Source organism: Mesorhizobium sp. M4A.F.Ca.ET.022.05.2.1 (genome assembly GCF_003998845.1).
In the GTDB taxonomy this organism is placed as follows: domain Bacteria; phylum Pseudomonadota; class Alphaproteobacteria; order Rhizobiales; family Rhizobiaceae; genus Mesorhizobium.
This window is the reverse complement of the sequence record NZ_RZOJ01000200.1, coordinates 1-10,446: the sequence shown is the minus strand read 5'-3', so window position 1 is coordinate 10,446 and position 10,446 is coordinate 1. Positions and strand designations below refer to the sequence as shown.

General features: G+C 65.7%; 12 protein-coding genes. 7 read left to right on the top strand and 5 right to left on the bottom strand.

Features of this window, described 5'->3' with window-relative positions; all coding sequences use genetic code 11:
- Positions 1-12 precede the first annotated feature (12 nt).
- Genes EN745_RS20820 through EN745_RS20810 form a run of 3 tightly spaced genes read right to left on the bottom strand, consistent with a single transcriptional unit; the run spans position 13 to position 3,076 of the window.
- Complete coding sequence (locus EN745_RS20820) at positions 13-1,032, bottom strand: LacI family DNA-binding transcriptional regulator (protein ID WP_189363110.1); 1,020 nt, start codon at positions 1,030-1,032, stop codon at positions 13-15.
- Positions 1,033-1,080: 48 nt separating this feature from the next.
- On the bottom strand, positions 1,081-2,115 hold the full coding sequence (locus EN745_RS20815; protein ID WP_126057947.1) for an L-idonate 5-dehydrogenase: 1,035 nt from the start codon (positions 2,113-2,115) through the stop codon (positions 1,081-1,083).
- Positions 2,116-2,128: 13 nt separating this feature from the next.
- The gene (locus tag EN745_RS20810) at positions 2,129-3,076 is read right to left on the bottom strand and encodes a 2-hydroxyacid dehydrogenase (RefSeq protein WP_127422139.1); all 948 of its coding nucleotides are present in this window, start codon (positions 3,074-3,076) and stop codon (positions 2,129-2,131) included.
- 77 nt (positions 3,077-3,153) lie between these two features.
- Here EN745_RS20810 and EN745_RS20805 point away from each other — a divergent pair, with 77 nt between their 5' ends.
- From EN745_RS20805 to EN745_RS20790, 4 genes are read left to right on the top strand one after another with little or no spacing between them, the layout of a single operon-like run.
- Positions 3,154-3,909, top strand: a complete 756-nt coding sequence (locus EN745_RS20805) for an SDR family oxidoreductase (RefSeq protein WP_127422138.1) — start codon at positions 3,154-3,156, stop codon at positions 3,907-3,909.
- A complete protein-coding gene (locus EN745_RS20800) occupies positions 3,878-4,414 on the top strand; it encodes a gluconokinase (RefSeq protein ID WP_127422137.1) in 537 nt (178 codons plus the stop codon). The genes EN745_RS20805 and EN745_RS20800 overlap by 32 nt, the downstream gene beginning before the upstream one ends.
- Positions 4,411-5,292 carry an NAD(P)-dependent oxidoreductase gene (locus tag EN745_RS20795; RefSeq protein ID WP_127422136.1) on the top strand — a complete coding sequence of 294 codons (882 nt, stop codon included), beginning with the start codon at positions 4,411-4,413 and terminating at the stop codon, positions 5,290-5,292. Before EN745_RS20800 ends, EN745_RS20795 begins: the two co-directional genes overlap by 4 nt.
- The gene (locus tag EN745_RS20790) at positions 5,289-5,630 is read left to right on the top strand and encodes a hypothetical protein (protein ID WP_126057942.1); all 342 of its coding nucleotides are present in this window, start codon (positions 5,289-5,291) and stop codon (positions 5,628-5,630) included. The genes EN745_RS20795 and EN745_RS20790 overlap by 4 nt, the downstream gene beginning before the upstream one ends.
- A gap of 360 nt (positions 5,631-5,990) precedes the next feature.
- Here the strand turns inward: EN745_RS20790 and EN745_RS20785 are convergent, their stop codons facing one another.
- On the bottom strand, positions 5,991-6,884 hold the full coding sequence (locus EN745_RS20785) for a LysR family transcriptional regulator (protein ID WP_127422135.1): 894 nt from the start codon (positions 6,882-6,884) through the stop codon (positions 5,991-5,993).
- 207 nt (positions 6,885-7,091) lie between these two features.
- Here EN745_RS20785 and EN745_RS20780 point away from each other — a divergent pair, with 207 nt between their 5' ends.
- Complete coding sequence (locus EN745_RS20780) at positions 7,092-7,487, top strand: cupin domain-containing protein (protein WP_126057940.1); 396 nt, start codon at positions 7,092-7,094, stop codon at positions 7,485-7,487.
- 30 nt (positions 7,488-7,517) lie between these two features.
- Entirely contained in the window at positions 7,518-8,534 is a 1,017-nt protein-coding gene (locus tag EN745_RS20775) for a zinc-dependent alcohol dehydrogenase family protein (protein ID WP_126057939.1), read from the top strand.
- Between the two features lie 11 nt (positions 8,535-8,545).
- Here EN745_RS20775 and EN745_RS20770 read toward each other — a convergent pair whose 3' ends face one another.
- Entirely contained in the window at positions 8,546-8,944 is a 399-nt protein-coding gene (locus tag EN745_RS20770; RefSeq protein ID WP_127422134.1) for a hypothetical protein, read from the bottom strand.
- A gap of 226 nt (positions 8,945-9,170) precedes the next feature.
- On the opposite strand from EN745_RS20770, the gene EN745_RS20765 reads away from it, so the two are divergent.
- Positions 9,171-10,446, top strand: a 1,276-nt coding sequence (locus EN745_RS20765; RefSeq protein ID WP_245487782.1) for a histidine kinase dimerization/phospho-acceptor domain-containing protein, incomplete at its 3' end; no start/stop codon positions are given.

Genomic DNA, 10,446 nt, shown 5'->3' with positions numbered 1-10,446 from the left:
TTCCAAAAGCGTTCAAGCCGTGTGGCGCGCAATCACCTTGGGTGTCATGCCGACGACGACCCGGTCGTCCGCCGCGCGGCGGCCATTGAGCAGATCGAGCACCAACTCGGCCACGCGGATGCCGATCTCATGCGCGCCGACATCGATCGTGGTGATCGACGGCACCGACTGCTCGGCAAGGTCATAGGCGCCGAAGCCGGCGATCGCGACGTCGTCGGGCACACTGATGCCGCGCCGCACGCATTCCATCAGCGCGCCGAAGGCGGAAAGGTCGGACACGCACATCACTGCCTGCGTATCGGGCCAGCGCGAGATCATCTCGACCATGGCGGCCGCGCCCTCGCGCATCGAGATCGGCGGCACGCCGGAGGCGATGACACGCGAGGCGTCGAGGCCGCGGTCCTGCAGCGCCGCCAAAAAACCGCGCCGCCGGTCGAGGCCGCGCGTGTCGCGCGAGGTGTCGCCGCCGATGAAGCCGAGCCTCGAGTAGCCGCGCGCGACGAAATGATCGACCATCAGCCGCCCGGCCTCGGCGTTGGAGAAGCCGACGACATGGCCGATCGGGTCGCTCGGCAGATCCCACGTCTCCACCACCGGCACGCCGGCATTGGCCAGCATCTTGCGGCAGCACGGCGTGTGGCGGCCGCCAGTGACGATGATCGCTTCCGGCCGCCGCTGCAGCAATTGCCCGACCAGGCGCTCTTCCTCCTCGACGTTGTAGTCAGTGAAGCCGAGCAGGATTTCCAGCCCGCTGTCGCGCAAACCTTCGGTCATGCCGCGCACCGTGTCGGCGAAGTTGGCGTTGTTGATCGAGGGTATCGTCACCGCGACGAAACCGGAGCGGCGCGAGGAAAGGTTGGCGGCAATGCTGTCGAAGACATAACCTAGCTCTTCAGCCGCTTGCAGGATGCGGTCTCGCGTGTCGGCGCTGACCGAGGCGTCGCGCTTGAAGGCGCGCGAGACGGTCATCGTCGAGACGTTGGCGCGATGCGCGACATCGGCCATGGTCGGGCGTTTGGGCGAGGACTGCATGGCCGTACGTTATCGATATCACAACGGAATGCAACGCGCCGCCGACGCTTATGCAAAGGCGATCTGGACCTTCATCGCCCGGCTGCGGTCATTGGCAAGCTCGAAGCCGGAAAGCGCCTCGTCGAACGCCACCGTGTGGGTGATCAGCGGCTTGACGTCGATCAGCTTCTTGCGCATCAGCCCGACGCCGACGGCGAATTCCGGATGGAAGCGGAACGAGCCGTTGATCGACAGTTCCTTGGCGGTGACCGTCGACATCGGCAGCGCCATCTCGGCGCCGCCGAGGCCGAGCTGCACGATGGTGCCGCGCGGACGCGTCGCCGCGATGCCTTGCGCCAGCGCCGCCGCCGCGCCCGAGCATTCGTAGAGAATGTCGAACGTCCCTTTGTCGGCGAGATAGGGAGCCAGGCCCTCCGGATCGGTCCTCGTGTTGATCGCCTTGTCGGCGCCGGCCTGCAACGCCATCGACAAGGTGAAATCGGCGAGGTCGACGGCGACGATCTCGGCCGCACCCGCGCGCCGGGCGCTGAGGATCGACAACAGGCCGATCGGCCCGCAACCGGTGACCAGGACGCGCTTGCCCAGCATCTCGCCGGCCCGGCGGGTGGCGTGGAGGCAGACCGCCAGCGGTTCGGCCATCGCCGCTTCGCCGGCGCTCAATCCATCGGCCGGCACGCATTGCGGCGCATCGGCCACCAGCATTTCGCGGAACGCGCCCTGGATGTGCGGGAATGGCATGGCGCTGCCGTAGAAGCGCATGTTGAGGCACTGGTTATGCATCCCCTCGCGGCAGTATCGGCAGCTGTAGCAGGGCCGGGACGGCGAGACCGCGACCAGTTGGCCGGGCTCCAGCCCGCTGACGCCGGAACCGATCTTCTCGATCAGGCCGGAGACCTCGTGGCCGAGGATCATCGGCTCCTTCAGGCGCACAGTTCCGAAGCCGCCATGATTGTAGTAGTGCAGGTCGCTGCCGCAGATACCGCCGGCGGCAAGACGCAGCAGCACCTGGCCCGGCCCCGGCTCCTCGACGGAACGGTCCTCGATGCGCAGGTCCTTGGCGGCGTGGATGACGATCGACTTCATGGTGAGCGAGCTCCTACAGCACCGGCGAGATGAGCGGCTGGCCGGCGAAATGAGCGGCGAGGTTGTCGCGCACCAGTCTGCCCATCGCCTTGCGCGTTTCGACCGTGCCCGAGGCATGGTGCGGCTGCAAAAGCACGTTGTCGAGCGCGAGGAAGCGTGGATTGAGATTCGGCTCGCCTTCGAAGACGTCGAGCGCGGCCGAGCCGAGCACCTTGTTCTCGAGGGCGTCGAGCAGCGCTTCCTCGTCGATGTTGGACGCGCGCGAGATGTTGATCAGCATGCCTTCCTCGCCAAGCGCCGCGATCACCTCGCCGTTGACGATGTGGCGCGTCGCGGCGGACGCGGCAAGCGTCACGAACAGGAAGTCCGAACGCCTGGCCAGCGCGACGGGATCGGCGAGGAACTCCCAATCGCCGGCAAACTCCTTCGGCGCGACATCGCTATAGGCAATGTCCATGCCGAAGCCGGCAAGGCGCTTGGCCACCTCATAGCCGATGCGACCGAGGCCGAGCACGCCAGCCCGCCGTCCCCAGACGCGGCGCTTGAGCGGATAGAGCCCCTTCGCCGCCCAGCTGCGGTCGCGCACCCAGCGCTCGGCGCCGATAATGCCGCGCGACAGGCACAGCATCATGGCGATGCCGAGATCGGCGACGTCGTTGGTCAGCACGTCCGGCGTGTTGGTGACGCGCACGCCGCGTTCCCGGCAGGCCGCGAGATCGACCGCGTCGAAACCGACGCCATAGACGGAAACGAGTTCGAGCGACGGGCAGGCCTCGATCATGGCGCGGTTGGCGCCAAGCTCGCCGCGCGTGGCTATGCCGCGCACGAGGGGGCCGACCTCGGCGAGAAAGGCCGACTTGTCGTCGGCCGCGAAATAGCGGTGCACCGTGAAGGCTTCGTTGAGCGGCTCCTCGTCCCATGCGGGATAGGGTCCAACCTGAAGGATGTGAGGCCGCTGCATTGGTTTCGCTCCACTTGACTTGACAGATGATGTTATCGATAACATAAGACGCTCAGCGACGAGAGGCAATTGGGAAAATGTCGTCCACCTTGTTCAATCTCACCGGGCGCACGGCGCTCGTCACCGGCTCCTCGCAAGGCATCGGATTTGCCTTGGCCAAAGGTTTGGCCGAAGCCGGTGCCAAAGTGGTGCTGAACGGCCGCGACGAGGCGAAACTCGCTGCCGCGATTATGCAGATTCCCGGCGCCGCGATGCTCGCCTTCGATGCGACCGACCACGACGCCGTGCGCGCCGCCATCGATGCTTTCGAGCAGGCCGGCGGGCCGATCGACATTCTGGTCAACAATGCCGGCATGCAGTTCCGCACGCCGCTCGAGGACTTTCCCGCCGATGCCTTCGAGCGCCTGCTGCAGACCAATGTCGCCAGCGTCTTCCATGTCGGCCAGGCCGTGGCGCGGCACATGATCGGGCGCGGCCGCGGCAAGATCATCAACATCGCCAGCGTCCAGACCGCGCTCGCCCGCCCCGGCATCGCGCCCTATACGGCGACCAAGGGCGCGGTCGGCAACCTCACCAAGGGCATGGCGACCGACTGGGCCAGGCATGGCCTGCAATGCAACGCGATCGCGCCCGGCTATTTCGACACGCCGCTCAATGCGGCGCTCGTCGCCGACCCGGCTTTCAGCGCCTGGCTCGAAAAGCGCACGCCGGCCGGCCGCTGGGGCCAGGTCGAGGAACTGGTCGGCGCCTGCGTCTTCCTGGCCTCCGATGCGTCATCCTTTGTCAATGGACACATTCTCTATGTCGACGGCGGCATCACGGCTTCGATCTGATCCCCCGCCGCGCATGGTGGTCATGGGCGTCACCGGTTCGGGCAAGACGACGGTCGGCGAGGCGCTCGCCGATGCGATCTCGGCGACATACGTCGATGGCGACAAGCTGCACCCTGAGGCCAACATCGCCAAGATGAGCGCCGGCATTCCGCTCGACGATGCCGACAGGTGGCCCTGGCTGGCCAAGGTCGGCGAAACGCTGCGGCAACGGCCCGCGCCGGTAATCGTCGGCTGCTCGGCGCTGAAACGCGTCTATCGCGATTTCATCACCGAGCAAGCAGGCGAGCCGGTGCTGTTCATCTATCTCGACGGGTCGCGCGCGCTGATCTCGAAGCGCATGCATGAACGCACCGGCCACTTCATGCCCACCAGCCTGCTCGACAGCCAGTTCGCGACGCTGGAGGTGCCGGGCAAGGACGAGAATGCGATCGCGGTGACAATCGATGCGCCGCTCGATGAGATCGTCGCGGACATAGCAGCCAGGCTGGCGGGAGGACCGACATGACCAACAGAGTCGCACTGATTGGCGCCGGCGCCATGGGCGGAGCGATCGGCGAGCGCCTGCTCGCCACCGGCAATCGCCTCGCTGTGTTTGACCTCGACAAGGCCAAGGTCGAGGCGCTGGTCGCCAGGGGCGCGACTGCGATGGCGAGCGCGGCCGAGGCGGCCGGCGCGGCGGATTATGTCATCCTCAGCCTCAATTCAGCCGCGATCGTGCGCCGCGCTGTGTTCGGCGACGCCGGCGTGGCTGCGGGCGCAAGGCCCGGCACGCTGATCATCGACATGTCGTCCATCGATCCCGACGCGACGCGCCAGCTGGCCGCCGATGCGAGCGACAAGCGTTTGCGCTGGGTTGACAGTCCGCTCTCCGGCGGTGCGCCCAAGGCGCTGATCGGCGAGTTGACGCTGATGGCTGGCGGCGAGGCACAGGACGTTGCGGATGCTCACACCGTGCTGCGCGACGTCGCGAGCAACTACACCCATATGGGACCGGCCGGCGCCGGCCAGACGACCAAGCTGATCAACCAGGTGCTGTGCGCGCTGAATTTCATGGCCGTGGCGGAAGCGACCCGCCTGGCGCTCGACGCCGGCGTCGACGCGCTCAAGATCCCGCAGGCGCTGAAGGGCGGTCGCGCCGACAGCGCCATCCTGCAGGAATACCTGCCGCGCTTCGCCACCCGCGACTACCGCCGCACCGGCCGCATTGACAACATGGTGAAGGACCTCAACGCCGCCCAGGATTTGGCGCGGCGCACGCACACCGCGATGCCGCTAACAACAGTCTGCGCCGAGGTGCATCGGCTGCTGACGGCCGCCGGACTGGGCGGCGAGGACCAGGCCGCACTGATGGAATTTTTCCAACGCAAAGAGGACGGCAAATGATTACGCGCTACGCACTGTTCGAGGGCAAGGTGAAGGACGGCCAGACGGAAGCGTTCCGCAGAGACGTGATCGAGACCGTCCTGCCCAAATGGAAAGCCTTCCCGGGCGCGCTCGATGTCCGCGTCTCCTTCGCCGAGAAGCGCGACGACGGCGCGCCGGAATTCCCGATGATCCTGGCGATCAACTACCGCGACCTGGCGGCGGTCGACGCGGCCCTCGCCAGCCCCGCCCGCGCCGAATCGCGCGCCGCGACCGAGGCGGTGCTGGGCCGATATTTCGAGGGCCGCATCCACCACCATGTCACGATCGCCAACGAGTTTCCGCTGGCGGAGAATTGACCGGCACCGCACAATGGCTGCGGTGCCTTGGCGATGCGACACGACATTCGTGGCGATGACCAGCAACGACTGACCGGCGGAGACCCTCGGCTGTTTGCCTGCTTTCGGATTTGCGGGAAAGACAGCGACGGTCGGCGCTCGAGGTGGCTCTCGGGAGACCTGCGGAGGCTCAGGCGGCGGCGCTTCCGGAGCCTTTGGTCCGCCGGCTGAAAGACGGACCGAAATCGCTAAAACGCGCCACTCGCGATTGACGGGCTCGTAGAGTAGCTCGCGATGTGCGAGGAGGCACCATGACCGGCGAGACCATCCACGTTCGACGGCGGGCAGCGGCTGATCTAAGCCAACAAGCGCCTCTGCTCCTCAACTCCGGTGCCGCAGGGCGTCGACGATCACCGCCAATGCCGGCGAGAGCTGCCGCCGGCTCGGATAGTAGAGATGATAGCCGGCGAAGGGCGGGCTCCAGTCGCCGAGCACCAGCGTCAGGCGCCCCTCGGCGATGTGGCGGCTGACGAGGCTTTCCGGCACATAGGCGATGCCTGAGCCGCTGATCGCGGCGTCGACCATCGGGATGGTCGAGTTGAAGGTGAGTTGGCCCTCCACCCGGACCCTGAGGTCGCGGCCGCCCTTGGCGAATTCCCACGCATAGAGGCCTCCGAACGTCGTCAGCCGCAGGTTGATGCAGTCGTGCCCGACCAGATCCTGCGGTGTCCTGGGCGCCGGGCGGCGGGAGAAATAGTCTGGCGAGGCGACGGCCACCAGCCGCCAGTCCGGGCCAATCCGCACCGCGATCATGTCCTTGTCGATGCTCTCGCCGAGCCGCACGCCGGCATCGAAGCGCTCCTCGACGATGTTGCGCATGCCGTTGTCGCTGTAGAGCTCGACATTGAGGTCGGGATAGTCGCGAAGCACCGGCTCGAGCCTTGGCCAGACGGTCGACTGCAGCGCGTGGTCGGAGAGCGTGATGCGGACCGTTCCCGACGGCTTGTCGCGAAAGGCCACCAGGCTTGCCAGGTCGGCTTCGATCTCCTCGAAACGCGGCACGAGCGACTGGTAGAGCCGCTCGCCCGCCTCGGTCGGCGCGACGCTTCGCGTCGTGCGCGTCAGCAGCCGAACGCCCAGGCGCGCTTCCAATTCCTTGATCGTGTGGCTCAGCGTCGACTGCGAGGTTCCGAGCTTCGCCGCCGCCCTGGTGAAGCTGCGCTCCCGCGCGACCGCCACGAACCAGAGTAGATCCTTCATGCCGTCGCGTTGCATCGCTGCCTCGTGATCCAGATTTATATCAGATATCGATAAGTCCATGCGGATTATATCGCCTATTCGAACGAGGTCGACCGCAATATCTTCCCCGCAAGTCGGCGCGGGAGGCTCTCCGGCGCCCCAGTCGGGCTCTGCCAACTGGGTCGAAGATCCCGCAATCACCTGCGGCCGCCCACATCAAAAACGCACAGACGAGAGATCACCATGGACATTATTCGCGCCGGCACGAGGCCCTCCGGCAAAGGTCCCTCGGACTGGTTTACCGGCACGGTCCGCATCGATCCGCTCTTCAACCCGTTCGACGCCGCGCGAGTGCAGGGCGCACAGGTGACCTTCGAGCCCGGCGCCCGCACCGCATGGCACACGCATCCGCTGGGACAGACGCTGATCGTCGTTGCCGGCTTTGGTCGCGTGCAGCGCAAGGGTGGCCCGGTCGAGGAGATCCGGCCAGGCGATGTCGTCTGGTTCGCTCCCGGCGAAAGACATTGGCACGGCGCTTCGCCACAGACCGCGATGGTCCATATCGCCGTCCAGGAGATCAAGGACGGCAAGGCCGTCGAGTGGCTGGAACACGTCACCGACGCCGAATACAGCGCCTGACCTCCCGCGATTGAACGAAAGGAAACAAGCATGCTCGCAACCGTTCTCCACAAGCCCGGCGACATCCGCTGCGAGGAGGTCGCCGATCCGAAAATCCTTCAGCCGACGGACGCCATCATCAAGCTGTCGGCGAGCTGCATCTGCGGTTCGGATCTGTGGCCCTATCGCGGGCTCCAGCCGGTGGACGGCCCGATGCATATGGGCCACGAGTACTGCGGCATCGTCGTCGAGGTCGGCGCAGAGGTGCGCACGGTCCGTCCCGGCCAATTCGTCGTCGGCTCGTTCTGCCTCTCCGACAACACCTGCCCGCATTGCCGCTTCGGCTTCCAGTCTTCCTGCGTACAGCGCGAGTTCATGTCCGGCGCGCAGGCGCCTTATGCCCGCGTGGCGCTGGCCGACGGCACGCTGGTGGCTACCGCCGAGGTTCCGCCGGCCGAACTGGTGCCTGACCTTTTGGCCGTGTCAGACGTGCTCGGCACCGGGTGGTATGCGGCCGACGCGGCCGAGGTGCGGCAAGGATCGACGGTCGTCGTGGTCGGAGACGGCGCCGTCGGCCTGATGGGCGTTCTTGCGGCGAAGGAGATGGGGGCGGAGCGCATCATCGCCATGAGCCGCCATGCAAGCCGCCAGAAACTCGCCCGCGAGTTCGGCGCGACCGACATCGTGGCCGAGCGCGGCGAGGACGGCGTAGCGCGCATCAAGGAACTCACCAGAGGCGTTGGCGCCGACTCGGTGCTGGAATGCGTCGGCACGCGGGAATCGTTCGATCAGGCGCTGGCCTGCTCGCGCCCCGGCGGCACGATCGGCTATGTCGGCGTGCCGCATGGCGTCACCTTTGACGGCCAGAACCTGTTCTTCGGCCAAAAACGCATGCTGGGCGGCCCGGCGCCCGTCCGCCGCTTCCTGCCTGACCTGATTGACCGCGTGCTCAAGGGCAGGATGAAGCCCGGCAAGGTCTTTGACCTGCAACTGCCGCTGGCGGAAGTCGACGAAGGCTACCGCGCCATGGACGAACGCCGTGCGATCAAGGTGATGCTTTCCGTCTAGTCTAGCCGGCCTCAGTTGCCGGGAAGCGTGGTCCACAGCTTGACGGCAAAGCCGCGCTTGTCGAGCTGCCACGGATTGCCGGTGATCACCGCCTTGCCGTTCCGGCATTTGTAGTAATAGACAGCGTCGTGGCCGGTCACGAAGGCCGGTACGACGTCGTCATTCGGGTTGGCCTTGCAGAATTCATCCGCGCCGGGATTGTCGCGCGCGGCGTTCATCCTGGCGCAAGGCAGGTTGGCGCCGACGAAGCAGACCAGCACCTTGCCGTTCATGCAGCGATAGTTGGCCTGTGCCTGCAATTCGGACTCCTGCGGTGCGCCATTGGCGTCCGGAAACAGCCTTTTGAACGCCTTGGCCGTGCCGTCGTAAAGATCGTGCGAATAGGGGCGGATGGTGTCGTCGTTCTTCACCTGTCGGCACAATTCAGGGAGGTTCGTGGTCCGCGCTACTTGGGGCGACGACCCACCAGGCGAAGGTCGACAGCAGCACAGAAGCGAAACCGATCGCCGAAAAGCGCAATGCCCGCATTTTGACGTTCTCAGCAAACTGCGCGGCGACTGCCACGCGAACGAAATCTTAATGTAAATCAAGCGTAATCCCGACAATTAAAATTATGCGTATGTGTTGGGGTTGCGCATGCCGGAATATTCTTCGTTCATCCGGTCGATCCGGATCCGTTATCTGTCTGGATTGCTGATCTTCGCGCTGGCCTCCGCCGTGGTCATGTTTGCGCTCAACCGCGTCAACTCCTTTCGTCATGACGTCGACGCGCTGAGCGGCAATCTGGTCATTTTCGGCCGCGACCTGCGCAACGCGACCAATTTCGCCGAGACCACCGGCACCACCTGGCGCGCCGAGACGCGCGATGGCCTGGTGGCGTCGGCACGTGGCCATTCGGAACGACTTTCCGGCGAGGTCGAGACCCTCACCGCCAGGCTCGCCGCCCTGCGACCGCGCCTGTCGAAGAACACCCTCAACGAGCTCGATTCCGCTTCCGTGAACGGCGACCTGTTCTGGTCGGCGCGCGACATGGTGCGCAACTTCAACCTGATGTCGGTGGCGCAGAAGGTCGACGAATGGAGCTATCGCGAGATCCGCAACCAGAACGACCTGTTTGCGCAGCCGATGCTGGTCCGCGTCCGCACCGCCATGGACAATGAGCGTCATCTGGCCGACGCGGCCGGCGACAGGCTGCTTCTGTGGGCGAGCTGCCTGTTGTTCGCGGTGCTTGGCATCGTCGCCTTCTGGGTCTTCAGGCCGATGGAAAAGGCGATCCGCCGCGCCTTTGCCGAGACCGCGGCATCGCTGTTCAAGGCCGAGGCCGCCGACCGCGCCAAGTCCGAATTCCTGGCCAATATGAGCCATGAGATCCGCACGCCGATGAATGGCGTGCTCGGCATGGCCGAGCTTCTGGCCAAGACCGAATTGACCACGCGTCAGAAGACCTTCACCGACGTCATCGTCAAATCCGGCAATGCCTTGCTCACCATCATCAACGACATCCTCGACTTCTCCAAGATCAACGCCGGCCAGATGATGCTCGACCCGGCGCCTTTCCGTCTGTCGGAAGCGGTCGAGGACGTGGCGACGCTGGTGTCGGCGCGCGTCGCAGAGAAGAACATCGAGCTCATCGTGCGCGTCGATCCGCGGCTGCCGTCCTTCGTCGTCGGCGATGCCGGGCGCTTCAGGCAGATCGTCACCAATCTGGTCGGCAACGCGGTGAAGTTCACCGAGAAGGGCCACGTGCTGGTCGATGTCGGCGGCGAAGTGACGGACGGCGTCGTCCAGCTCAAGGTTCGTGTCGAGGATACCGGCATCGGCATTCCGGCCGAGAAGCTGCAGAGCGTGTTCGAGAAATTCGCGCAGGTCGACGGCTCCTCGACGCGCCGCCACGAGGGCACCGGCCTTGGCC